This window comes from Parageobacillus toebii NBRC 107807 (genome assembly GCF_003688615.2).
Classification (GTDB): Bacteria; Bacillota; Bacilli; order Bacillales; family Anoxybacillaceae; genus Parageobacillus_B; species Parageobacillus_B toebii.
The window spans coordinates 2176229-2202652 of sequence record NZ_CP049703.1; the positions used below are offsets into that span (position 1 = coordinate 2176229).

Genomic DNA, 26424 nt, shown 5'->3' on the forward strand with positions numbered 1-26424 from the left:
AAATCATACTATCGCAAGTCATTACTTCCAATAAAAAACATGACTTTAGTCATTTTTTGTCCAGCATTTACGTTCACGAACCCATAAAAAAATGACCGTATGTTTCGGTCTTTAAGGGGTAATATCATGTTTAATTGCATAAATGGCAAGCTGGGTGCGATCGCGCAGCTGAAGTTTTTGGAGGATTTGTGTAATATGATTTTTTACCGTTCCGATGGATAAATGAAGCTCTGCTGCAATTTCTTTGTTCGTTTTTCCTTCTCCTACTAATTTTGCAATCATGAGTTCACGAGGGGATAAAGGGATGTCAACGTGGGCTTGTTTCGATTTTTGCAATAGTTTCGGCACCATTTTTGCCGCGACATCTTCATGAATGGTCAATCCGCCTTTCATACAGCTATATATCGCTTGAATCAGTTTTTGTTGTTCAGCCGTTTTCAATAAAAAGCCATTGGCCCCATCTTTCAATGCTTGCACAGCATATTCATCATCATTGAAAGTGGTTAAAATTAAAATTTTGACATCCGGCCATCGCTCTTTTATTTTTCTTGTTGCTTCCAAGCCGTTCATCACAGGCATGCGGATGTCCATAATAACGATATCGATAATATGTTTTTCCATTTCGTGCAATGCTTCTAATCCGTTTTCTGCTTCTGCGACGACTTTTAGTTGAGGATCCTGTTCAATCATCATTTTTAATCCTTGTCTGACAAGCGCTTGATCTTCTACAAGTAAAATGTTAAACACGATGATCCCCCTTTACTGGAATCGTTCCTTGAACAATAAACTCATCATTAGTTTGGAAAATGTGCAAAGTTCCTCCGACTTCCTCTACACGTTCTTTCATGCTCGTTAAACCAAATCCCATTTGAAAAGGTTTCGGCTCAAAAATACGGTTTTTAATAGAAAAATGAACATCGCCCACTGCTGATTTTCCTAATACGACAAATACTTCTCTTGAATGGGCATGTCTCATTGCATTTGTCAATGCTTCTTGAATGACGCGATATAACACAACACTAAGTTGATTGGAAATCTTCGTAGATAGTACACCTTGTTTCGTCGTAAAGTGAACCATAATATGGCTTTCCGATTCTAATTTTCTAATTAATTGAAGCACAGAGGCAATCCCTTCATTTTCTTCTGTTTTTAACGCTTTTACAGCTTGTCTTGTTTCCTCTAAACTATCGCGAACTAAATGTTTTAATTGCTCGTATTCTTGTTTCGGTTCTTTGATTGACAACATTTCTAGCTGCATAAGAAGGGCTGTTAGTTTATGTCCTACGGAATCGTGAATTTCACGGGCAATTCTTGTTCGTTCCTCCAGTCTTGCAGACCGTTCTGTTTCATAATATAAACGCTTTAACCGCCGATATTCTCCTAATAACTGTTCATACATTTCCCGTTGCTCTTTTCTTTCCAACACATATTCGTTTAACAGAACAGAAATGATAGAAAAAAGAATCAAAGCGATGAGCCATTCCATTCCTCCGCTTTTTAAGCCAATAACGATCACTGCTGAACACAGAAACGTAATGATGGTCAATAGGCGGAATTTTTTTATCGGTAGTTGAAAAATTGACTCTAAATAAATATATAAAAATAACAAAAGACTATACATATTTTTAGGAAGCGGATACCGAAATTCAGCTACTATAATCAAAAAATGAATGATTATATATAAGACAAGCGGCTCTTTCACAATAGAAAGTAAAAAATAACTTAAAATCGCAAGTGAGCTAATAAACCATAGAAGAGCAGGTTGATTTGAATGTTGACTATGTTCATATAAGTACCCAGTCCATAAAACCGCAAACATAAGCGAGCGAAGGATAAACAGTTTCACAACATCTCCATCCTGCATATTTAATTTATTTTTAACTTACTGGAGCAAAAAAAGGATGTCAATGGATTTTTAGGTAAAATATGCTTGACCGTAACAAAAAGCGTGTAACATTGTATGTTGAAAATAGCTATGAGGTTATAAAAAGGGATCTGAAACATCGCAAACAAAACAAACACTTAATCACAAGTTGTGGTAAAAAAGATGAAAATTATGCTTTTCACCACAATGTACTTAACAGCCTCATTTATTTGTACATAAGGGTACAAAAAAACGAAATTTCCTGCATATTTTTTTTACGTAAAAATCAAGTACATCTTTAGCCAGTAGGCGGATAAATAGGAATATTCTTGCTATTTATAAGGAAATAAGCTATTAATAGAGGTAACAAATTTGTCACCTTTTTCGTGATTGAGTATCGGTGAGCGTATGGCTGCCTTCTTTCATCTTAACTAATATTAATGGGGTGACAAGTTTTTTGTACTTTAGAAACTGGGTTATCATTTTATATCTACTTTTGAACATGCTCACTTTTATTGAGAGGGGAGAGAGTAATGAAAAAACTAATTAACGATCCGAACCAAGTCGTTAACGATATGCTAGAAGGAATGGTCGCGGCTTATCCGAATCAGGTGAAACGGCTTCCGGATACGAATGTGATTGTGAGAAGTGACGCTCCAGTAAAAGGAAAAGTCGGAATCGTAAGCGGCGGCGGCAGCGGACATGAACCGGCGCATGCCGGCTATGTCGGCAAAGGAATGTTAGATGCGGCGGTATGCGGAGAAGTGTTTACCTCTCCGACACCTGACCAGGTGCTTGAGGCGATCAAAGCGGTCGATAGCGGAAAAGGCGTATTGCTTATTATCAAAAATTACACGGGAGACGTCATGAATTTTGAAATGGCCGCGGAGTTGGCCGAAGCAGAAGGAATTCGTGTCGCGAAAGTCATTGTAAATGACGACGTAGCGGTGGAAGATAGCACGTTTACAACAGGACGGCGCGGCATTGCGGGAACGGTGTTTGTTCATAAAATCGCAGGGGCACTATCAGAACGCGGCGCATCGCTTGAAGAAGTCGAGGCGGCGGCGAAGAAGGTGGTGCAAAATGTTCGCTCCATGGGGATGGCACTTACTCCGTGCACCGTGCCGGCAGCGGGAAAACCTGGCTTTGAACTTGGAGAAAACGAAATCGAAGTCGGCATCGGCATTCACGGCGAACCGGGAATTGAAAAAACAACGATCAAAACAGCGGACGAAATTGCGGAAACGTTGCTGAACAAAATTTTTGATGACATGAAACTAGAAAAAGGCGATCGCGTCGCAGTGATGATTAACGGACTTGGCGCAACACCGTTAATGGAGCTATATATTGTGAATAAAAAAATATCAGAAATGTTGAAGGAAAAACAAATTCACGTCCATGAAACATTTGTCGGAGAATATATGACCTCGCTGGAAATGGCCGGCTGTTCCATATCGCTGTTAAAATTGGATGATTCCTTGATCGAATTGTTAGATGCGTCTGCGGATACGATTGCGTTGAAAAAATAAAAGGGAGAGGAGAAATCATTATGGCGTTTGATATGGAACAGGCAAAACGATGGATGAGCATCGCAAACGATAAAATTCAACAACAAAAACAATATTTAACGGAACTCGATCAAGCGATCGGCGACGGCGACCATGGGTTAAATATGGCGCGGGGATTTCAAGAAGTAGTTAAAAAAATTACTTCTACCAATTACGAAGATCTCGGTTCGCTTTTCAAAGACGTAAGCATGACGCTAATCGCGAAAGTCGGAGGAGCGTCGGGACCGCTATACGGCACTGCTTTTTTGAAAATGTCGCTTGCGCTCGCGGGAAAAAAGGAAGCGGATGATAAAGAGCTGATCGCAGCGTTAGAGGCGGCGTTAGACGGAATCAAAGCGCGCGGAAAAGCAAACGTCAGCGAGAAAACGATGGTGGACGTATGGGAGCCGGTCATGGAATTTTTGCGGGAGAAAGGAAGTTTGCAAGCGAAAGAAGCAGCACTGTTTGCGAAAGAAAAAATGGAACATACAAAAGAACTCGAGGCGAAAAAAGGGCGCGCCGCTTACTTAGGAAAGAGATCGATCGGCCACATCGATCCAGGTTCGGCTTCTTCGTATTTATTGTTTGCCGCTTTAGCGGAAGTGCTCGAGGGATAAAGGAGAGATCATTCATGAAATATGTCAGCCTTGTATTAATTTCGCACAGCGAGGAAATTGTAAGCGGTTTAAAGAAACTATTAAATCAAGTCCAGCCTGATGTCAACATCGCAGTTGCCGGTGGAAACGATGGGGAGATCGGGACGAACGCTTTCCGCATCAAAGAAGCGATTGAATCCGTCTATTCGGAAAAAGGGGTTGTCATTCTGTTTGACCTTGGAAGTGCTTTGATGAACGCGGAATTGGCGATCGAGATGCTCGAGAAAACAGATCATATCGCCATTGCCGATGCTCCGTTGGTGGAAGGAGCGTATATCGCCGCGGTGGAAGCGGGATTGGGAAAATCGCTCGATGAAATCGTCCGAGCGTGTGAACAGGCGAAGCAAATGGTGAAGGTGGAACATTAAGAATTTACGGTGTAGATTTATCATAAATTATGGATATAGGTGAATACATTGTCATTACAGATTGAAAAGCGGTCGATTTTTGAAGAATTCGAGATGATCGAATACAAACATCAAAACAACTGATGTCAAAGCGGGGATTTGACCAAGCATTGGTACTCAGAAATCATTATGATTTCTGGGTTCATTTTTTTACAAAAAATTGTTTTTTGAAACAAAATTCGACAACATTCTTCATCGGATTCATATATGGTTTAGATAGAATCATTAAAGGGGGAGTTTTTGAGTGTTTTGTCATCAATGCGGTGAAAAAGTATCTGATCAAGCTCGGTTTTGCCCACAATGCGGTGTGCCGTTGCGGGAGGGGGAACAGGAGACAGATCATCATTTAGATAGTGTTGTGAGCGCAGCGGATGAGGAATCGAATTCGCTTTCTAAAAGCGAACAAGCAGCTAAATACAGCAAAGTCCGACGGTTATTGCCAATTGCCATTCCTGTTGCGAGTTTGATTATTGTAGCTTCTAGCATTGCTGGTTTTTACGGTTATGAGCAAAAGGTAAACGCGCAAGTGGTAGCGTTGCAAAAAAAGGCGGAGGAGCTTGCTTTGAAAGGAGAATATGAAAGGGCGGAAAAAGAATTAAATAAAGCGTTAAATCTTCGTCCGAATTATACGGTGTTATCTAAAGATATACATGTTATTCGACAAGCGGAAGCGCTTGCGAAAGGGCTGCAAGAAGTAGATCAAAAGATAAAACAAAAACAATATGATGAAGCTGCCGAACAATTAGAAAATGTGAAAAAGGAATATGAAAAGAGAAAAGGCCCTTTGTTTAACCCGTTTCAGAAAGAAATTACGAGAAGAGATATTACGATAACGGTGGGGAAAATCAAACAGGAGTTAGACGAATTAACTACAATTGAGCAATTGGCAGACAAGCTTAATATTGTTTCCACGTTATCATCAGAAGAAGGGAAACAAGTGAAAGAACAAATCACTAATAAAATCGTGCAGATTGCAAGCACCGAAGCGGAAAAAGAAGCAAAAAATAAACAATTTTCAAAAGCGATCTCTATTTTAGATAAGGGGCTACAATATGCGGTGAATGATGAAAAACTTTTATCTGTCAAAGAAAAAGTAAAAAATGAACAGGCAGCGTTTGAAAAAGCAGAACAAGAACGAATAGAACAAGCAATGAAAGCCGCTGCCCAAGAAGATTTAAAGAATCGTACTGCCGCTGTGGAAGTGACGGCATTGAATGCCAATGTAGATGAGTACGGAGATCTTTATATTAGTGGGGAAATCAAAAATGTTGCGACAAAAGGAATTTATTCGATTACGATTTATTACACAATTACTGATGCAGAAGGAAATTATTTAGATGATGGATTTACCACTGTGTATCCATATTATGTAAAACCAGGCGATACAGGAACATTTGAAGATATTTATTACGGAGTTAATGAAAATGCGAAAGTGGCTATTGACAATATTACATGGTATCTCGATTAAAGAGGTGACATAATGAACAAAAAATGGATTATCAGCGTTTTATGTACACTGGCCATATGGGGAGCGGGAATTTTTGCGTTTATACATATAAAAGAGTCCGTGCCGAAAAAATTATCTCAGCCATCCATCATTGCAGTAGCAGAAAATAAATATGAAAAGAAAGAAGAAACTTCACCAGAACTAAAAGAAATCATCCATAAATCACAAAAACTAGTCGTACAAATAGAAACGGAGGATGGGACTCTAGGTTCTGGATTTCTTTATAACAATAAAGGAGATATCGTTACGAACGCGCATGTTGTTGCGAATGCCAAAGAAGTGAAAGTAAAAACGGCAGATTCGAAAGAATTTACCGGGACTGTGATTGGCGTTAGTAATAATATAGATGTGGCGTTAGTGCGCGTGCCAGAACTTTCATCTTTACAACCGCTAAAAGTGGCAAAAAATCGAAAAGCGGAAGTAGGCGATGAAGTGCTGGCGCTAGGCAGTCCATTAGGATTACAAAACACGGTGACAACAGGAATTATTAGCGGGGTAGGGAGAACTTTTGATTTACAACCGTTTCGTTATGAAAATGTATATCAAATTTCTGCGCCAATTGCCCCGGGAAATAGCGGTGGTCCACTTGTCGATAGTAAAACGGGAGAAGTATTGGGAATTAATTCGGCGGGGTATGATCAAGGTTCCATTGGCTTTAGCATCCCGATTCCAAACGTTATTTCGCTTATTGAAGAATGGTCCGAACATCCAATGACCAAGCTGCCGGAAATTGTTTTTGTGGATAATGCCTATGCTCATGAAGAAGGTGATTCTTTCGAAGAAATGGCGGAGCGTCTTGTTTCGTATTTCTATGAAAAATATTAATTATGGGGATTATGTAACTGCTTATTCACTATTAGGGAGTTCTTGGAAGTCGAAAATATCATATGAAAAGTTTAGAAACGGTTATTTAGATACATTGTCTGTTACTGTTGATGATATGAATGCAAGGCAACAAGGTGACACAGTGTCTGTCACTGCTGTGATTACGGCAGAGGAAAGGAAAAACGACGGAATTTCTTATGCAAAATATAAACTGAATTATGAGATTGGTTATGAAAATGATGAATTAAAAATATTAACTGGAAAAGGAGAAGAAATAAAATGACGACGGTGCCCCTTTCCGTCACAGGCACCGTCTTTTTTATTGATATCTCTCCAATGTGGAGAAAAAGTCTTTTACAAATTGATAAAACACTTTAACGGATGGTGCGAGTTCGTGATGGTCGGAAACGATGATGCCGACGTTTCGTTTCACATGCGGTATTTCGATTGGCACTTTTACCGCGAAGCGGGGCACCGTTTCATAAAAGGCGCTTTCCGGAAGAAGAGTGACGCCAATCCCTGCGGAGACGAGACCTTTAATTGCGTCTAAATCTTCGCCTTCCGATGAGATGATCGGGGAAAATCCTGCTTGCTGGCAGGCATCGAGAACAATTTGATGCAAAATGTACCCTTCAGGAAATGTCACAAACGGTTCGTTGCGCAGTTCATTTAGTACTAAGCTGTCTCGTTTGGCAAGCGGATGATTGCTTGGAAGAAGGGCGGCAAACATTTCCGAAAACAAAATCTCCCCTTTAATGCCTGGTTCACCAGTTGGAACAGGTCCGAGAAACGCCAAATCGATTTCTCTTTTTTTCACCGCTTCGATTAAATATTTGTAAGCTCCTTGCCGCAAATGAAACGACACATTTGGATGCTCTTCTTTAAAAGCGGAGATGACCATCGGCATCGTATGGCTTGCTAGACTCGTTGGGAAGCCGATTCTGATCGTTCCGCGTTCTGGGTCTAAGTATTCTTCGATTTGCTGCTTGGCGTATTCAATTGCTTTCAACGCTGTCTCCACATGAGGTAAAAAGTGGCGGCCGACCGGGGTGAGTTTCACGTTTCGTCCTTCCCGTTCAAATAACTGTACGCCAAGTTCGGCCTCTAAATTAGCAATTTGCCGGCTGATGGCGGATTGTGCGACATGAAGAGCTTCCGCCGCTTCGGAAACGTGCTCCCGTTTGGCCACTTCTAAAAAATATTGAAGTTGTCTTAGCTCCATTTTCCTCACTTCCCTTCTATTAATCTCAAAATGTGATTGATTTAATCTAAATTATATATTGTTTATATTATTTTTGAAAACTACAATTATATACACAGAGCAAATGGAACGGGAGGGAAGCAAGATGAAACATTACGGGCTACCGAAAGCGCAAGGGCTTTATCGTCCTGAATTTGAGCATGATGCGTGCGGTATCGGCTTTTACGCCCATTTAAAAGGAAAGCCATCCCACGATATTATAAAAAAAGGTCTTCATATGCTTCGTCAGCTTGAACATCGCGGCGGGCAAGGAAGCGATCCAGAAACAGGCGATGGCGCGGGTATTATGGTACAAATTCCGCACGAATATTTCCAAGTGGCGTGCGGAAAAATGAAGCTTCCGCCAAAAGGGCGTTATGGCGTCGGCATGGTGTTTTTGCCGGAAGATGAGGAAAAACGATTGTATTATGAAAGAGAAATCAATAAAATCATCAAAAAAGAAGGACAGACGCTGTTAGGCTGGCGCACTGTGCCTGTAAATATCGAAAAACTCGGAAAACTCGCAAAACAAAGCAAGCCGTTTATCCGCCAAGTGTTTATCGCAGCAAGCGACGATATTCAAGATGAGCTTGCATTTGAACGAAAATTGTATGTCATTCGCAAACAGGCGGAAAAGCTTGTTCAAAATAATGAATGTTATTTCTCCAGCCTCTCAAGCCGGACGATTGTATATAAAGGATTGCTTACACCGGAACAATTGGATGAATTTTATGTCGATTTGCAGGACGAACGGTTTCAATCGGCGTTTGCCCTCGTTCACTCTCGCTTTAGTACAAACACATTCCCTAGCTGGGAAAGAGCACATCCAAACCGCTATTTAATTCATAACGGCGAAATCAATACGCTAAGAGGAAACGTCAATTGGATGATGGCGCGGGAAAAGCAATTTGTATCTGAACTTTTCGGTGAGGATTTGCAAAAAATTACGCCGATTTTAGATATGAACGGCAGTGACTCATCCATTTTAGATAATGCGTTTGAGTTTTTCGTCTTAGCCGGGAAAAAATTGGCGCATGCGGCGATGATGCTCATTCCGGAACCATGGTTCTGGGACAACGAAATGGATGATGACAAAAAGGCGTTTTACGAATACCATAGCTGCTTAATGGAACCGTGGGACGGCCCAACGGCGATTTCGTTTACGGACGGCAGACAAATCGGCGCGATTTTAGACCGTAACGGTTTAAGGCCAGCGCGTTATTATGTGACAAAAGATGACTATATTATTTTCTCATCGGAAGTCGGTGTCATTGATGTAGATCCAAATAACGTGCTATATAAAGATCGCTTAAGCCCAGGGAAAATGCTTTTAGTCGATTTAGAGCAAGGCCGGATTATTTCTGATGAGGAAATTAAAGAAGAAATCGCTAAAGAAAAGCCGTACCGCAAATGGTTGAACGAAAAAATGATGACGTTAAACGATCTGGATATTCCAGAAGATACGGAGCCGGTCAAAAATCTTGTCACATTGCAAAAAGCGTTCGGCTATACGTATGAAGATGTAGAAAAAACGATCATCGCGATGGTGAAAGAAGGAAAAGACCCGACAGGCGCGATGGGAATGGATGCGCCGCTTGCGGTGTTGTCAGACCGTCCGCAAAGCTTGTTTAACTATTTTAAACAGCTGTTTGCGCAAGTCACCAACCCGCCGATTGATGCGATTCGCGAATATATTGTGACATCGACGATGACGCTTCTTGGAAAAGAAGGAAATATTCTTCATCCGGATGCATCGGCCGCCCGCCGTATTTGCTTGGATACACCGATTCTTTCGAACGAAGAACTTGCTGCGTTAAAGTCGAACCCGTATCCTGAGTTTAAATGTGTGACGATTCCGACATTATTTACCGACGACTTGCAAAAAGCGCTTGATGAAATGTTTGAAAAAGCGGAAAAGGCGATGGAAAACGGCGCGGTGCTTCTTGTATTGTCTGACCGAGGCGTTGACGAACGTCATGTCGCCATTCCGACGCTTCTTGCCGCAAGTGCGCTTCATCAATATCTTGTACGAAAAGGAACGCGCACGAATGTAAGCATTATTGTCGAATGCGGCGAAGCGCGGGAAGTGCATCATTTTGCCGCTTTAATCGGATACGGCGCGGATGCGGTAAATCCGTATTTGGCGCTGGAGACGATTCGCAGCGCTGTGGAAAACGGAGTCATTTCGCTTTCCTATCATGAAGCGGTGAACAAATATAAAAAGGCGGTTACCGATGGCGTTGTCAAAGTCATGTCGAAAATGGGAATTTCGACGGTGCAAAGCTACCGCGGTGCGCAAATTTTTGAAGCGGTCGGCATTGGTGAAGAAGTGATCGAACAATATTTCACAGGCACGGCATCCCAAATCGGCGGCATCGGTTTAGCGGAAATTGCTAAAGAAGCGAAAATGCGCCATGAGGATGCTTTCCAAACGACATACAAAGACGATACATTAGACCCAGGCAGCGAGCTGCAATGGAGACGAAACGGAGAGCATCACGCATTCAATCCAAAGACGATTCATCTGCTTCAATGGGCGTGCCGGAAAAACGATTATGAGCTGTACAAACAATATTCGAAATTGGCGAATGAAGAGCGCATGACCTTTTTGCGAAATTTGTTTGAATTTGATGAAACGAGAACGCCGATTCCGATTGAGGAAGTCGAGCCGGTTGAATCGATCGTACGCCGCTTTAAAACAGGCGCGATGTCTTATGGTTCATTAAGCAAAGAAGCGCATGAAGCGCTCGCTATCGCAATGAACCGCATCGGAGGAAAAAGCAATAGCGGCGAGGGTGGAGAAGATCCGAGCCGTTATGTGCCAGATGAAAATGGAGATTTGCGCAGAAGCGCGATTAAGCAAATCGCTTCCGGCCGCTTTGGCGTCAAAAGCCATTATTTAGTCAACGCCGATGAATTGCAAATCAAAATGGCGCAAGGGGCAAAACCTGGCGAAGGCGGACAGCTGCCTGCCAATAAAGTGTATCCGTGGATCGGAAAGGTGCGCGGCTCTACGCCTGGAGTAGAATTGATTTCTCCTCCTCCGCATCATGATATTTATTCGATTGAAGATTTGGCGCAGCTTATTTACGATTTGAAAAATGCCAATAGAGATGCACGGATCAGCGTGAAACTTGTTTCCAAAGCAGGCGTTGGTACGATTGCGGCCGGCGTTGCGAAAGGAAATGCGGATGTTATTGTCATCAGCGGTTACGACGGCGGTACAGGAGCGTCGCCAAAAACGAGCATTAAGCATGCTGGGCTTCCGTGGGAGCTCGGTCTTGCGGAAACGCACCAAACGTTAATGTTAAATGGCTTGCGTGACCGCGTTGTGCTTGAAACAGACGGAAAATTAATGACTGGACGCGATGTTGTGATGGCCGCATTGTTCGGCGCTGAAGAATTTGGTTTTGCGACAGCCCCGCTTGTTGTTTTAGGGTGTGTGATGATGCGGGCATGCCATCTTGATACATGTCCGGTTGGGGTGGCAACGCAAAATCCAGAGCTTCGCAAAAAGTTTATGGGAAAACCGGAACACGTGATCAACTTCATGTATTTCGTTGCCCAAGAAGTGCGTGAAATAATGGCACAGCTCGGTTTCCGCACCATCGACGAAATGGTCGGAAGAGTCGATGTCTTAAAAGTGAGCGAGCGTGCGAAAAAACATTGGAAAGCGAAGCATTTGGATTTGTCGCGTTTACTTTATCAAGTAGACGGTCCACGGACATTTGCTCGTCCGCAGCAGCATAAAATCGAACAAACGATGGATTATAACGAAATTTTGCCGGCGGCAGTACCTGCGTTAGAGAAAAAAGAACAAGTCGAGCTTCATCTTCCTATTCGAAATGTTCATCGCACCGTCGGAGCGATTACGGGAAGCGAAATATCGAAACGATATGGAGAAGAAGGGCTTCCGGAAGATACGATTCGACTGCATTTCACAGGCTCTGCCGGACAAAGCTTTGCGGCTTTCGTTCCAAAAGGAATGACGATGACGCTTGTTGGCGATGCGAACGACTATGTCGGAAAAGGCCTTTCCGGCGGAAAAGTGATCGTCCGTCCGCCAGAAGAAGCATCGTTTGCTTCTACAGATAACGTCATTATCGGCAACGTCGCTTTCTATGGGGCGACGAGCGGAGAAGCATATATTCGCGGACGCGCCGGCGAACGGTTCTGCGTGCGGAACAGCGGCGTGAACGCTGTCGTTGAAGGCGTCGGCGATCACGGCTGTGAGTATATGACAGGAGGACGTGTGGTGATCCTTGGTTCCGTCGGGAAAAACTTTGCGGCAGGAATGTCCGGAGGAATCGCTTATGTGCTATCCGATGATGAAAACGAATGGCAAAGAACAGCGAATAAAGAATTAGTGTTGTTCGAACGTCTCGAAGAGGAAGAAGAGATCAATGAAGTGCGTCAAATGATTGAAAAACATTACCAATATACCGGAAGCATAAAAGCTTCTCACATTTTGGCGCATTGGGATGAATATGTCGGAAAATTTGTGAAAGTCATTCCGAGAAACTACAAATTGATGATCGAAACCATTAAAGCGATGGAACAATCCGGGCTTTCTCAAGATGAGGCGATGATGGCTGCTTTTGAAGCGGTGGCCAAACGAAAAAAAGTTGCGGTAAACGAACCACTCGCATTACAAGCGGTCGCTAAATAAGCGATCGCTTCGCCATCGTTACTGAGATCACAACAGCATGTGATTTCAATTACGGGGAGAACCAATCCGACACGATGTGAAAACGTCCAGGAAGTCGAGCAGAACAAGCGTTGCGAAGGTGTAGAAAAAACTTTTTTAGAATCTGTCGATTTCTATCGTATAGAGGTTCAATGGAATGGTACGGAAATGGAGGGGAAAACGATCATGGGAAAAGCAACCGGCTTTATGGAATATGCACGCGAGGAAGAAACAAAACGTGACCCGCTTTCCCGTCTCGACGATTGGAAAGAATATGCGTTTCCGTTTTCCGATGAAACGCTCGCAAGACAAGGCGCCCGCTGCATGGACTGCGGGACTCCGTTTTGTCATATGGGACTGGAATTGAACGGGCTGACATCGGGCTGCCCGATTCATAATTTGATCCCGGAGTGGAACGATTTAGTCTACCGAGGCAGATGGAAAGAGGCGCTCGAGCGGTTGCTGAAAACGAACAACTTCCCAGAATTTACTGGAAGGGTTTGTCCGGCGCCTTGTGAAGGTTCCTGTACGGTAGCGATTTCCGACCCGGCTGTCGCCATCAAAGGAATCGAGAGGGCGATTATTGATAAAGGGTTTGCCGAAGGATGGATTCAGCCACGGATTCCGCAAAAACGAACAGGAAAAAAAGTGGCGATTGTCGGTTCTGGGCCTGCCGGTCTTGCTTGCGCCGACCAACTCAATCAAGCGGGCCATTCGGTAACGGTGTACGAGCGGGCTGACCGAGTCGGCGGGTTATTAATGTATGGCATTCCAAATATGAAACTAGAAAAAGAAATTGTCGAGCGGAGAGTTCGGCTTTTAGAACAAGAAGGGATTACGTTCATAACCAATACGGAAGTTGGAAAAGACATCACCGCCGAAGAGCTGCGTTCTCAATATGACGCCGTCGTATTATGCATCGGCGCGCAAAAACATCGTGACCTTGCGATTGAAGGAAGAGAGCTTGAGGGCGTTCATTTTGCCATGGATTATTTAACAGGTGTGACCAAAAGCTTGCTTGACTCGAATTTTGCAGAAGGCGGCTTCATCGATGCGAAAGACAAGCATGTCATTGTGATCGGCGGCGGCGATACAGGGGCGGACTGTGTTGCGACTGCATTAAGGCAAGGGTGCAAAAGCGTTGTGCAGTTTGGGAAGCACCCGGCATTGCCGGAACAACGATCGGAAAATAATCCATGGCCGCAATATCCGCTTGTATTTACACTGGATTACGCCTATGAAGAAGCGAAAGCGAAATTCGGTGCTGACCCGCGGCAATATTGCATTCAGACGAAAAAAATTGTTGGCGATGAGCACGGGCGAGTCAAAGAGCTTCATACGATTCAAATGGAAAAAATCATCGATGAAAACGGCAAAGCGATATTTAAAGAGATTCCGGGCACCGAACAAGTTTGGCCATGTGATTTAGTATTTATCGCCATCGGCTTTGAAGGTCCGGAGCAGCCGATTTTGCAGCAATTCGGCGTCGAGACCGTCAACAATAAAGTTAAAGCGCCGTACGGTAAATACACAACCAATGTCGAAGGAGTATTTGCGGCCGGAGACGCCCGCAGAGGCCAAAGCTTAATCGTTTGGGCGATTCACGAAGGCCGGGAAGCAGCAAGAGAAGTCGATCGTTTCTTAATGGGAACAACGAATTTGCCGTGATGTGGAAAATCCTCTTGAAAACAACTGGTTTTCGAGAGGATTTTTTCATGTAAAAAACGAATGTAAACATTATCTGATATTCAGTGTTGGAGGGGATGGATATGAATATCATAGATCCATCTAGACGCGAAATTTGGCAGCGCTTTGTTCGTGAAGGAATTTTGGACCATGCAAGGATGAATAAAAGAATTGCAGAATCATGGCATCTCTGCCGCCAGAAAAATGTGAACCCCTATGACGGAAAAGGAAAGATGATTTTAGAGCCGCATTTGCTGGCAGAAAGAAAAAAGCGGAATCAACGATTGCTTCATATTGCCGTACCTATTTTAGAAAAGCTGCAAAAATATTTTCAAGAAACCAAGTCTATTTTTCTTCTTGTCGATCGAGAAGGATATGTTTTATATGCAAAGGGACATAAACAAACAATGAAAATGGCTGAAGGAATAAAATTTGTGGAAGGTGTAAAGTGGACAGAAGATGAAGTCGGGACAAATGCCATTGGCACATCTTTGCGAATCCATGAGCCTATTGCGATTGTTGGCTTAGAACATTATTCCGTTGCTTCCCATCAATGGGTTTGTTCCGCAACACCTATTTATGACGAAAAGAGAGAACTTGTCGGAATTATCGATGTTTCTTACCCCATCAATCATTATCCGTTTCACGACCATGTTTTAGCCACTGTGGTTGCCGCGGCATATACCATCGAGCAACGATTCCACATTCAAGCAAAAGAAGATGAATTGGAGTTGTTTAAGTATAGTCGTAATATGGAAAATACAAATTCCCCTGTGGTGATATGCAATCATAAAGGGCGTATTGTCTGGGTGAATCATTGTTTGCGCTCTTCCTTTTCAAACATGCTTGATCGATCGCTGGAAGATGTTTGTGGCGATCATTGGATTATCAAATCCCAAACTCCCATTTATTCTTCTATTCATCATGATATTATTGGTTATCAAGTTACGATTCAAAAGACAAAAAATAATGATTTTAAATTTGTTTCTACGACATTTCATTTTGAAGGAGTAACCGGTAGGAGCAAATCATTTGCAAATGTAATAAAAAGTTGTGAAAAGGTAGCGAAAACAGATGCCACTGTTTATATCACCGGAGAAACGGGAACAGGGAAAGAATTGATTGCTCGCGCTATTCACCAAAACAGTGCCAGAAAAAACGGCCCGTTTGTTGCGATTAATTGCGGTGCGATACCAAAGGAACTAATTGGCAGTGAATTGTTTGGTTATGTAGAGGGGGCATTTACGGGAGCGAAACGTACGGGACATAAAGGAAAATTTGTCCAAGCAAACGGTGGAACCATTTTTCTCGATGAAATTGGCGAAATACCTTTGGAAATGCAAATCGCGCTTTTAAGGGTTTTGCAGGAAAGGGAAGTCATTCCTATTGGCGGAACGAAACCAATTCCTATTGACGTGAGAGTAATAACAGCGACACACTGCGATTTATATCAATTAGTAAGAGAAGGAAAGTTAAGGGAAGATTTATTTTATCGCATTTATGTATATCCGATTAAAGTTCCGGCGTTAAGAGAACGAAAAGAGGATATACCGTTTTTGATTCAGTACTATTGCCAAAAAAACAATTGGTCTGTTTCCTTTCCTGATGAAGTGATGCAACTATTTATGACCTATCATTGGCCAGGAAATATTCGAGAATTATTTAACGTGTTAGAGCGAGTTCGAATTGAATATGGAGATCATATTCCATCTATTCCGGAGCTCAAATCGATGTTCATTGGATGGGAAAGTCAGGGAGAAAATATGAAGTCAGATCAAGAAACTTTATCCTATCGGGAACAGATTGAAAAAAATCATATTATGGATATGCTGCAGAAAACAAAAGGCGATATTGCTAGAGCGGCAGCTGAGTTGAATATTCCTCGCAGTACATTTTACCGAAAATTAAAGAAGTATCATTTGATATGAGACAAAATGAGAAAGAATGAGAAAAAATGAGATTAGTTAAAATTTAATTTTTTAAAAACGCTTACAACAATATTGTTGTAAGCGTTTTTTTTGTTGGCACATTACTTGCATGGTTAGAAAATGAGAAGAATTCACTTTAATTAAGGAGGATGGAAGCATGACAGTGACAAAGCCAGAATCCAAGAGTATTACGAAAGAAAAAGCAAAGTGGATGTATCAGAAAATGTGTGAAATTCGTCAGTTTGAGGACAAAGTTCACGAAATCTTCAGCAAAGGTATTTTGCCAGGATTTGTTCATTTATATGCCGGCGAGGAAGCAGTAGCTGTAGGAGTTTGTGCTCATTTGAATGAAAAAGACTATATTACGAGTACACACCGCGGGCACGGCCACTGTATTGCAAAAGGTTGCGACTTGAATGGAATGATGGCGGAGATTTACGGAAAAGCAACAGGATTATGCAAAGGAAAAGGGGGATCCATGCATATTGCCGATGTGGAAAAAGGAATGCTTGGTGCTAACGGAATAGTCGGTGGCGGGTTTCCTCTGGCGGTCGGAGCTGGTTTGACGGCGAAATTGAAGAAAACAGGTGCTGTGACCATTTGTTTCTTTGGCGATGGAGCGAATAACCATGGCACATTTCATGAAGGAATCAATCTTGCGGCTATTTGGAAACTGCCGGTTGTTTTTGTCGCGGAAAACAATGGTTATGCTGAAGCAACTCCTTTTGAATACGCATCGAGCTGCAAAAACATTGCAGACCGGGCGGCCGCTTATAACATTCCGGGAGAGATTGTTGACGGCAAAGATGTCATTGCCGTATATGAAGCGGCAGAAAGAGCAATAACACGAGCTCGCAATGGGGAAGGACCAACTTTAATTGAATGTAAAACATATCGAAATTATGGCCATTTTGAAGGGGATGCACAAACGTATAAACCATCGGAAGAAAAAGAAAAACATTTAAAAGAGTTAGATGCCATCGTAAGATTTCGCAACTATATTCTTTCCAATCAGCTGTTATCAGAACAAGAACTATTGGAAATAGAACAGAATGTAGCAGAAGCGATTGAGAGAGCGGTAGATTTTGCGGAAAAAAGCCCATTCCCATCGGAAGAAGATCTTTTAAAAGATGTCTATGTATCCTATTAATCATAAAAGTTAGGAGGTAAAAACCATTATGACAAGAACAATTTCTTTCTCACAAGCAATTAATGAAGCGATGAAGCTTGCGATGCGCAAAGATGAAAATGTTATTTTGATGGGAGAAGATGTTGCTGGCGGTGCGGCTGTAGATCACTTGCAAGATGATGAAGCTTGGGGAGGAGTAATGGGTGTAACAAAAGGTCTCGTTCAAGAGTTTGGAAGAGAAAGAGTATTAGATACGCCGATTGCGGAAGCTGGGTATATTGGTGCAGCTGTTACAGCGGCGGCAACGGGGTTAAGACCGATTGCAGAATTGATGTTTAATGATTTTATCGGAAGTTGTTTAGATGAAGTAATGAACCAAGCAGCAAAACTTCGTTATATGTTTGGCGGAAAAGCGAAAGTGCCTTTAACCATACGAACGATGCACGGTGCTGGATTTCGCGCGGCCGCACAACATTCACAAAGCTTATATGCGCTTTTTACCCATATACCAGGGTTAAAAGTCGTTGTTCCTTCTACCCCGTCTGATGCAAAAGGCCTTTTACTTGCCTCTATTTTTGATGATGATCCGGTCATCTTTTTTGAAGATAAAACACTTTATAACATGAAAGGAGAAGTGGAAGAAGGATTTTATACCATTCCTCTTGGAAAAGCAGATATTAAAAGAGAAGGCAGTGATTTGACCATTGTGGCGATCGGAAAACAAGTGCATACGGCCTTAAAGGCAGCAGATATGTTGAAAACAAGAGGACTGGAAACAGAAGTCATTGATCCAAGAACGTTGTCCCCGCTGGATGAGGAAACAATTTTATCTTCTGTAGCTAAGACAGGACGATTGATTATCATTGATGAAGCAAATCCGAGATGCAGTGCAGCGACAGATATTTCTGCTCTTGTAGCAGATAAAGGGTTTGATTATTTAGATGCTCCGATTAAGATGATTACTGCTCCGCATTGTCCTGTTCCGTTTTCACCAACATTAGAAGATCTTTACTTGCCAACTCCAGAAAAGGTGCTTCAGGCAGTAGCTGAAATGATAGGAGATGAAACGATTGTAGCAGTTTAATAAATTCAAGCGTGTTGCTAAAAGCAATTTTGAGCAACACGCATTCCTTGTATCAATCGAAAAAGGGGAGAGATAGGAATGGCGGTTGAAATCTTCATGCCAAAGCTAGGAATGAGTATGAAAGAAGGTACGGTTGTAGAGTGGTTAAAGAAAAAAGGAGATAAGGTGAAAAAAGGGGAATCGGTCGTTGTTATTAGCTCTGATAAGATTGAGACAGATATTGAAGCACCGCAAGATGGGGTGTTATTAGAGATCCTTGTCGAACAAGATGAAACGGTGGAAGTAGGGAAAGTAATTGGCTACATTGGCCAGGAAGGAGAAGAAGCGGGTGATCAGTCCAATGAAGCACCGCAAGAAACACCACAACAAGCAATGCAAGAAGTAGCCGTGTCTGTTGGAACCATCGAACCAAAATCAATATTAAGACAAACATCTAGACATATGTTGCGCGTTTCTCCTGCCGCTAGAAAATTAGCTCGCGAAGCGGGAATCGATTTAAGCAATATTAAAGGTTCGGGTCCAAAGGGACGAATAACAAAAGCAGATGTAGAAAAAGCCATTCAACTAAAACAAGCATCCTTACAGCCAGTGAGCGAGAAGCAAATGATCGAAGAAACAGGCCAGATAACGATCGCAGAAACAAGCCAGATCACAACGGAACAAAAAGGCGTCACCGTAAAACCGGTAACCGGCATGCGAAAAGTAATTGCCACAAGAATGTTTGCAAGCCTGCAGCAAACGGCTCAGCTAACGATTCATATGAAAGCAGATGTGACAGAATTGCTTGAATTACAGAAAAAACTAAGGGAAGAGCTGCAAGACGAACCGGATATAAAACTTACAATCACCGATTTTATCGCACGGGCAACAGTTTTAGCATTATGTGCCCATAAACAAATGAACAGTCTTTATCAAAATGGGAATATTCATACGTATGATTCCGTGCATTTAGGAATTGCAGTCGCATTGGAGAACGGTCTAGTCGTTCCGGTCATCCCTTATGCAGAGAAACTTTCTTTAAAAGAAATTTCGAAAAAAATTAAGGAATTGAGCGTACGGGCAAGGGAAGGAAAATTAAGCAGTGAGGAAATGAAAGGTTCTACTTTTACGATTACAAGTCTCGGTGCATATGGTGTTGAATTTTTTACACCAGTATTAAATCCGCCGGAGGTAGGAATTCTTGGGGTAGGAACAGTCACAGATACTCCGGTTTTTGTAGGAGATGCTATTCAGAAGAGAAAGATTTTACCATTGAGTTTAACGTTTGATCATCAAGTGATAGACGGTGCACCGGCTAGTCAATTTCTTACTACCATTAAAAATTATCTGGAAAAGCCATATAAAATGTTATTGTAGCATGTATTATTTAGCTGGAAATGTTTTTATCACGGCGTTCGGGAAAGAAAGCAATCCAATTCGGATTGCTTTCTTTTTTTCTGATGATAGATGCTTAGTTTAGGTAGGAAGAAAAGGTGCATGTTTTAAAGTAAGTGTCTCATATTGCAATGGTATACGCTATTCTTTTGACAATCATATCATTCTTATCGATTAAATGGCTTTTCCATTATAAAACGATCTTTATTGTTTGATTCAGAAAATAAAAATATGACTTGAAATTTTTCTTTACACCCGAACATTAATTTTTTATAATTTAATTAATTCCGATAAATTTACTTAACTAAAGGAGGAAAGGGCATGGCTAAAGCTTCTACATTGTTTAAAGTGTCCGCTAAAGGTAAATGGGAATCAGGCGTCAAAACCAATATTTCTATACGAAATTTTCCTACTTTTTCTATGGATGAACCAGCAGAATTAGGAGGAGTGGATGCAGCGCCAACTCCACTGGAATATGTAGTTGCAGCTTTGAACGGTTGTAATGGAGTGATGATTCCATTAGTTGCGAAAGAATTAGGATTTACTTTCTCGGGAATTGATTTTGAAGCGACAGGCATCATCGATACCCGGGGACTAATGGGGGAAGAAGGCGTTCGCACGCATTTCCAAAAAGTTCGTTTCCAAGTGAATATACAAACCGAAGAAAGTGAAGAAAGAATTGAGCAGCTGAAAAATGAAGTGGAGAGAAGATGTCCTGTATTGAATCTTTTGCTGGATGCCGGGATTCAAGTGGATACAAAATGGAGCAAGAAATAATAAGATCTAAAAAAGGGGTGGATGTGTGCCATCCCTTTATTTTTTCGTGCGCTCAGCTAAGGTAGGGGATTGATGTTAGTCGAGATATAGGCACAACGAATAGGGATGTAAATTATTTTCAAAATTTCGGCCACAGGGCAAAGAAAACGGAGCTCTTTGGGAAAAGAGCCCCGATTCATTGCCTTTCTTAAGTAGTTTTAACTTCATTTAAATAGCGCCGCTCGTTACAACAAATATCGGGCATCCAATGGCAACGAGCGCGATCATTATTATTCCATGATAACCGCTTATCCATTGTTTTTACATAAAAAGTGCTTCCAAGGATTTTGGAACAATCTCTCACCCTCCGCTTACCGGTGGGATAAAGGCAACGATATCGCCAGGCTGAAGTGTTTGATCATCGCGGGCATATTCCTCATTCACCGCGACCATCACTTGTTTCAGATCAATGTGATAACGCTTTTCTACTTCCTTCTTTAATGCATTTACCGTTTGAGGAACGTTAGGCAACACAACGCGCTCCTCTCCAATTGCTTCCTGTAAATGCGCAAAAAAGAGCAGTGTGATCATTGTAAATCCTCTCCTTCCGGCTTTCCTGTTGGATACGCTTTCGTCCCTAATTGATTGCCAACCCATTCCGTTCCATCTTCCCAATGTTCTTTTTTCCAAATCGGAACGATTTGTTTAATGCGCTCAATCGCGTATCGGTTTGCCTCATACGCGTCGTTGCGATGCGGCGACGAAACGGCGATGGCGACAGCGATATCGCCGATATCCAGCCTGCCGATTCGGTGCGTAATCGCCACTTTCGTTTCCGGCCATTTTTCGCGAATTTCTGCCCCAATTTGCTCTAGCATTTTTTCCGCCATCGATACGTACGCTTCGTATTGTAAAAATAAGGTCCGCTTTCCGTTTGTCCATTCGCGCACCGTTCCCATGAACGTTGTCACCGCTCCGGCTTCGGGACGCATCACTTTTTTTACCACATTCTCAATGGAAATCGGCTTGTCCGTAATCATAAAAAGACGTTCATTCATTGTTTTTCTCACCTCATTAACCAATGTAAGTCATTTTCTTCATCATTAATGAAAATAAAAGGATATGGAATAAAAGATAGCTGCAAAGAAGATTCCTACGTAATAATATTAGATAACTGTGCCAGCGAACCCCAATCTGTCTTAGTTTCGCAGCATGATTCATGTTTGCAGCCTTCGACAAACACGAAATCAAGCGGCAAAAGTTCATATTAATATTGGCTGCTGTTTTTTTGTTTATTGCATGCTTGTTCCAACTATATGATATTATCAAATTTTTCTGTCAATTTTTCAACTAATTCTCCTAATATATTTTATTTCGCGTGTTCTTTATGAAACAGAAGCATCCCAATAAACAACAACCGGACTGCTCCACTAACGAGAAAGTCTAGTTTGTTTATCCGCCAATATAAGACATTTCAATTTTATTTCGCGTTTTTGCTGTTTGCTCCGTCCGTTCATCCGAGTAGCGGTCTGTCCGCATGTTCCATGTCGATGCAATCATTTTCTTTATTTCTTCTTTATCGGCCCCGGAACGCAGTTTTTCTTTTAACGAAACACCGCTTGCAGCAAACAAGCACGTATATAGCGTGCCATCGGCGGAAATGCGCGCCCGAGTGCAGCTTTGGCAAAACGATTCGGTCACCGAAGTGATAAAGCCGACTTCCACGTTCGTGCCAACATAGCGGTAGCGGCTTGCCACCTCGCCGAAGTAGGCTTTTTCCACCGGCTCAAGCGGATGCATTTGCTGCAGGCGTTCATACATTTCTTTTTTCGTTACCACATGGGAAAAATCCCAGCCGTTTGTCGTGCCGACGTCCATATATTCAATAAAGCGGAGGGTAATGCCTCGTTCTTTAAAATAGTTCGCCATCGGAATGATTTGCGAGTCGTTCATTCCCTTTTTGACGACCATGTTCACTTTGACGCCAAGCCCTGCTTCCCGCGCTGCTTCAATCCCTTTTAACACCGGTTTGACCCCGACGCCAACCCCGTTCATCTTTTTAAATACTTCGTCATCTAACGCGTCCAGGCTGACATTGACGCGCTTGAGCCCCGCTTCTTTCAAACGTTTTGCCCATTTCACTAAATGAATCCCATTCGTAGTAAGAGCGATATCGCGAATGCCGGAAATGTGCGCCAGCCGTTCTACTAATAAGTCTAAGTCGCGTCTTAACAGCGGTTCTCCCCCGGTGATGCGAATTTTTTCCACCCCAAGTTCCGCAAAACTTTCCGCAAGCAGCACCATTTCCTCGATCGTTAATAATTCGTCTTCACGCAAAAAACGGAAATTCGGTCCGAATATTTCTGCCGGCATGCAATATACGCATCGGAAATTGCACTGGTCTATTACTGAAATGCGCAAATCGCGAAGCGGACGGTTCCACTGGTCGGCAATCACCGATTGACCTTTTCCCATACCGCCTCCTCCTTTCATTCAATTGGACTTAAAGATTCTCGCACATATAAGAAAAACAACGACATCATCATCATGGCCACCCATGCCCACACTAAATTCATTTCTCCCGTTTCATTGACACATAATGGCCGTCGGAATCGTTTGTGTCTTTCCTGGAATATTTCCCGCAAACATCAAATGTAGCGCCGAATTCGCCAAGCTGAGGGAAAATGCAATATGATCGACGCATGAAACCTCGATAACCAAAATTCAATCGGTTAAAAATCTCTTTCAACAAAACTATGACATTTTCCTGTTTGCTATAGAAAATAAGAGATAATGTTACGACGTTACTCACATTGTAACCCATGATGATGTTGCAAAACTAGTGTAAAAAATCGAAGTTATTTATATGGATGCAACATTATCACTGAAATCCGCACCATCTTGGCTGTTTCAGTTCGTCATTCTTTAATGACCCTGTTAAAAATAAATGTTGATTTTCGCGCCGTTCAGTTCCTTAAGGAGAAAAAGAAGTGAAACTGAGAAGAAGATCTTCGTATCATTGATCGCCAATTCGCAAAAGGAAAGGTGAGTCATGCGGTTTTTATAACCTTATAACAGCTGATGCAAGTAAGATGAAAGTGATGAAAACAACTTCTTTCATTTTATTAAAACTTATTAAAACTCCTTCCTTTGTTTGAAAAGGAAGGAATTTTTATGCAAAGACGTGTAGAAGGGCGCGGCATGAAGTGGAGCATACGAAGTATCAAGTGATTCGCTGACAGATTATGGAATCCTGATGACTTATAACTTTTCATATGTTCCTGTTTATTTTACTGGTATCCAGATTTCGGAATAAAAATCAGGGCTCAAGGGATTTTCGTCTGTATATACTTCTAATGCTGGTGTGCCTGCATGCTCATAACTACTGGATGGAAGCTATTCTGAAAAAATTTGGTTCCATGCCTTCTGCATAGCATCTGGCATTGGCCCATGAACTTCAAATACAACCCATTTAGATGCGGGCACTTCAAATTTCAATAATCCGTCGGGGGTGTCACCATCATATTCTGTGGCTACCCAATAATCCATTACTTGCTTCGACTGTGTACCGCTATTAGTGACACATACCCCCAGCACACCTTTAATTTGACCATTGTTCAACTTCAATAATAAACCGACTGTTCCATCCTCATTAACTTCATCCCACAGTTTTGGAATACCTACAAGATTCTCCCCATTAACTAATGAAAATTCTCGCTTGATTCCTACTACTTGAAAACTATCTCTTTCAATAACTTTGTATTTCATTGGTTCTGCTCCTTTAAGGATGTTTTTTTCATCAGGCTCTTTTTTTCTTTAAAAGTAAGTGAGAAAAATCTTACCACGCTCCGAATTATCTTCTGTTTTTTTATGAAATTCCATAAAAAACAAAAGATAATTCTTATTATGTTGCATTCGTCTACGTTTAGCCAATTCTCCAGCAAGTAAGTTTTCTGATCCTCTGCCATCCCAATTCCTAAACATAACAAATCATTTATAGTCATTAGTCTCTACTATACATTTATCTATAGTCATTAATCTCTACCGTACATTTTTACTAGAGAGACAAGAGTACATATTAGCGAAATTAGGTCTATTATCCAAGCCCTTTCTGATAGGGATGAATATAAATGTGGTAAATCCGATTGATAGGGTTAAATGGCTCAGACCCTTAAAAAACAGGGAGGAAGAATTATGAGTTTTGAAATTAAAATGACAATTTTCGTGTTCATCATGACGATGCTCGTCATCTTTTGGAGGCCAAGAGGCTTAAACGAAGCATGGCCGGCGTCGATTGGCGCGGGGATTATTCTACTAACAGGCATTGTATCCCGCAGTGATATTTTGGATATTATCCATAAAATCGCCGGCGCCTCGATTACCATTATCGCAACGATTGTCATGGCCGTCATATTAGAAAGTTTCGGTTTTTTCCACTGGGCAGCGGCACGGCTTGCCAGTTTGGCCAAGGGTTCGGGCTATCGTCTATATTGGTACATTCAGCTGTTATGTTTTTTGATGACCCTTTTATTCAATAACGATGGCAGCATCCTGATTACGACCCCGATTTTAATTTTACTCCTAAAAAACCTCCGGCTAAAACCGCGTGAGCAGATCCCGTATCTCTTAAGCGGAGCGCTGATCGCAACAGCTTCCAGCGCGCCGATTGGAGTAAGCAATATCGTTAATCTAATCGCATTGAAAATTGTGGATATGACGCTTTATATGCACACGGCCATGATGTTTGTGCCGGCAACGTTAGGGTTGTTGTTTATGTCTTGTCTGATGTACGTAGTAGTAAAGAATAAATTGCCAAAAACATTGCCAAATTTCTCTGATGATATAGAGGGAATCTTTTTTACTAAACATTTTCATCCATTGAAGAACACCATTTCCGTGGAAACGAAACGCAAACGCACCCAATTTATGTTGAAGGTCTTGCTGTTTGTCTTTGTGGTTCGCTGCCTGCTCTTTGTCGCTTCTTATTTCTCTATTCCCATTGAAATCGTTGCGGTGCTTGGATCATTCATCCTGCTGGTGTGGAGATGGTATCATTTGCGCACCAATTCCGTTGACATCTTGAAAAAGACTCCTTGGCACATTCTTATTTTTGCCTTCTCTATGTATGTCATTATTTACGGGCTCCATAACGCGGGGCTGACAGCGATGCTGGTGAAAATATGTGAACCGATTGTAAACCAGGGATTGTTCTACGCGAGCTTTATCATGGGGGGATTAGTGTCCGTTCTATCCAACTTCTTTAATAATCACCCCGCTTTAATGATCGGAACCATCACCTTGACGGAAATGGGATTGGATCCTATTACATTAAAGACGATCTATCTTGCCAACATTATTGGCAGTGACATGGGATCGTTGTTATTGCCGATTGGAACGCTTGCCTCCCTGATTTGGATGCACATCCTAAAACAAAATAAGATAAAAGTAACATGGAAAGATTATTTAAGCGTCTCGTTGATTGTCATACCATTCACAACCGTTGTCACATTGTTTTTACTATTCTATTGGGTGCAAATGGTTTTTGCCTAATGAAAACTAAATACCATATTCACGTTTACTTAAAGAAACTTACCACAACAAAACCCCTTGATATATAAGGGGTTTTTCTCGTTTTGCAGAGTGTTAGTGAATGCAAAACACCTTTAATTAGGAAAAAACTGTATTGTTGGAGTATTTGCTGCCGTAAAAATGAAATATCATAAGGTTTACATTT

Annotated in this window: 21 protein-coding genes and 1 pseudogene; 14 read left to right on the top strand and 8 right to left on the bottom strand. The window is 42.0% G+C overall.

Translation table 11 applies throughout. The features are described 5' to 3' along the window. Positions 1–111: 111 nt before the first annotated feature. A complete protein-coding gene (locus DER53_RS11215; RefSeq protein WP_062755423.1) occupies positions 112–747 on the bottom strand; it encodes a response regulator transcription factor in 636 nt (211 codons plus the stop codon). Continuing rightward, complete coding sequence (locus DER53_RS11220) at positions 740–1846, bottom strand: sensor histidine kinase (protein WP_062755421.1); 1107 nt, start codon at positions 1844–1846, stop codon at positions 740–742. The genes DER53_RS11215 and DER53_RS11220 overlap by 8 nt, the downstream gene beginning before the upstream one ends. A gap of 551 nt (positions 1847–2397) precedes the next feature. Between DER53_RS11220 and dhaK the strand changes: the two genes are divergently transcribed. The 6 genes from dhaK to DER53_RS17345 all read left to right on the top strand — a co-directional run bounded on the left by dhaK (position 2398) and on the right by DER53_RS17345 (position 7089). Next, positions 2398–3393 (top strand): dihydroxyacetone kinase subunit DhaK, encoded by a 996-nt coding sequence (gene dhaK, locus DER53_RS11225; protein ID WP_062755419.1) that lies wholly within the window; start codon positions 2398–2400, stop codon positions 3391–3393. Between the two features lie 20 nt (positions 3394–3413). After that, positions 3414–4028, top strand: coding sequence for a dihydroxyacetone kinase subunit DhaL (gene dhaL, locus DER53_RS11230; protein ID WP_062755418.1), 615 nt, complete (start codon positions 3414–3416; stop codon positions 4026–4028). 14 nt (positions 4029–4042) lie between these two features. Beyond that, positions 4043–4435: a dihydroxyacetone kinase phosphoryl donor subunit DhaM gene (dhaM, locus tag DER53_RS11235; RefSeq protein ID WP_062755417.1), complete on the top strand. Its 393-nt coding sequence runs from the start codon at positions 4043–4045 to the stop codon at positions 4433–4435. 283 nt (positions 4436–4718) lie between these two features. Continuing rightward, complete coding sequence (locus DER53_RS11240) at positions 4719–5942, top strand: FxLYD domain-containing protein (RefSeq protein WP_062755415.1); 1224 nt, start codon at positions 4719–4721, stop codon at positions 5940–5942. A 12-nt stretch (positions 5943–5954) separates the two neighbouring features. Beyond that, on the top strand, positions 5955–6806 hold the full coding sequence (locus tag DER53_RS11245) for a S1C family serine protease (RefSeq protein WP_244319558.1): 852 nt from the start codon (positions 5955–5957) through the stop codon (positions 6804–6806). Further along, positions 6778–7089, top strand: a complete 312-nt coding sequence (locus DER53_RS17345) for a hypothetical protein (protein WP_244319560.1) — start codon at positions 6778–6780, stop codon at positions 7087–7089. Before DER53_RS11245 ends, DER53_RS17345 begins: the two co-directional genes overlap by 29 nt. A 36-nt stretch (positions 7090–7125) precedes the next feature. Here DER53_RS17345 and gltC read toward each other — a convergent pair whose 3' ends face one another. Continuing rightward, entirely contained in the window at positions 7126–8028 is a 903-nt protein-coding gene (gene gltC, locus DER53_RS11250; RefSeq protein WP_062755413.1) for a glutamate biosynthesis transcriptional regulator GltC, read from the bottom strand. Positions 8029–8152: 124 nt separating this feature from the next. Here gltC and gltB point away from each other — a divergent pair, with 124 nt between their 5' ends. From gltB to DER53_RS11285, 7 genes are all read left to right on the top strand, one after another. Further along, positions 8153–12715 carry a glutamate synthase large subunit gene (gltB, locus tag DER53_RS11255; protein ID WP_062755411.1) on the top strand — a complete coding sequence of 1521 codons (4563 nt, stop codon included), beginning with the start codon at positions 8153–8155 and terminating at the stop codon, positions 12713–12715. A 204-nt stretch (positions 12716–12919) separates the two neighbouring features. Then, the gene (locus DER53_RS11260) at positions 12920–14401 is read left to right on the top strand and encodes a glutamate synthase subunit beta (protein WP_062755409.1); all 1482 of its coding nucleotides are present in this window, start codon (positions 12920–12922) and stop codon (positions 14399–14401) included. A 101-nt stretch (positions 14402–14502) separates the two neighbouring features. Further along, positions 14503–16347: a sigma-54-dependent Fis family transcriptional regulator gene (locus tag DER53_RS11265; RefSeq protein WP_062755407.1), complete on the top strand. Its 1845-nt coding sequence runs from the start codon at positions 14503–14505 to the stop codon at positions 16345–16347. A 157-nt stretch (positions 16348–16504) separates the two neighbouring features. After that, the gene (locus tag DER53_RS11270; RefSeq protein WP_062755405.1) at positions 16505–17497 is read left to right on the top strand and encodes a thiamine pyrophosphate-dependent dehydrogenase E1 component subunit alpha; all 993 of its coding nucleotides are present in this window, start codon (positions 16505–16507) and stop codon (positions 17495–17497) included. Between the two features lie 28 nt (positions 17498–17525). Beyond that, positions 17526–18560 carry an alpha-ketoacid dehydrogenase subunit beta gene (locus DER53_RS11275; protein WP_062679382.1) on the top strand — a complete coding sequence of 345 codons (1035 nt, stop codon included), beginning with the start codon at positions 17526–17528 and terminating at the stop codon, positions 18558–18560. 78 nt (positions 18561–18638) lie between these two features. Further along, complete coding sequence (locus DER53_RS11280) at positions 18639–19916, top strand: dihydrolipoamide acetyltransferase family protein (protein ID WP_062755403.1); 1278 nt, start codon at positions 18639–18641, stop codon at positions 19914–19916. Between the two features lie 339 nt (positions 19917–20255). Beyond that, positions 20256–20711, top strand: a complete 456-nt coding sequence (locus tag DER53_RS11285; RefSeq protein WP_015863660.1) for an OsmC family protein — start codon at positions 20256–20258, stop codon at positions 20709–20711. A gap of 339 nt (positions 20712–21050) precedes the next feature. Here DER53_RS11285 and moaD read toward each other — a convergent pair whose 3' ends face one another. The 5 genes and pseudogenes from moaD to DER53_RS11305 form a co-directional block, all read right to left on the bottom strand. Beyond that, entirely contained in the window at positions 21051–21281 is a 231-nt protein-coding gene (gene moaD / locus DER53_RS11290) for a molybdopterin converting factor subunit 1 (protein WP_062755402.1), read from the bottom strand. After that, positions 21278–21748, bottom strand: a complete 471-nt coding sequence (locus DER53_RS11295) for a molybdenum cofactor biosynthesis protein MoaE (RefSeq protein WP_015863662.1) — start codon at positions 21746–21748, stop codon at positions 21278–21280. The genes moaD and DER53_RS11295 overlap by 4 nt, the downstream gene beginning before the upstream one ends. 394 nt (positions 21749–22142) lie before the next feature. Continuing rightward, on the bottom strand, positions 22143–23165 hold the full coding sequence (gene moaA / locus DER53_RS11300) for a GTP 3',8-cyclase MoaA (RefSeq protein WP_062755400.1): 1023 nt from the start codon (positions 23163–23165) through the stop codon (positions 22143–22145). 14 nt (positions 23166–23179) lie between these two features. Continuing rightward, positions 23180–23364 (bottom strand): annotated as a pseudogene (locus tag DER53_RS17350) (molybdate ABC transporter permease subunit); the annotation flags it as partial. A 722-nt stretch (positions 23365–24086) separates the two neighbouring features. After that, positions 24087–24458: a GyrI-like domain-containing protein gene (locus tag DER53_RS11305; RefSeq protein WP_244319562.1), complete on the bottom strand. Its 372-nt coding sequence runs from the start codon at positions 24456–24458 to the stop codon at positions 24087–24089. A 426-nt stretch (positions 24459–24884) separates the two neighbouring features. On the opposite strand from DER53_RS11305, the gene DER53_RS11310 reads away from it, so the two are divergent. Further along, entirely contained in the window at positions 24885–26240 is a 1356-nt protein-coding gene (locus DER53_RS11310) for an arsenic transporter (protein WP_062755397.1), read from the top strand. The last annotated feature ends 184 nt before the right edge of the window (positions 26241–26424 follow it).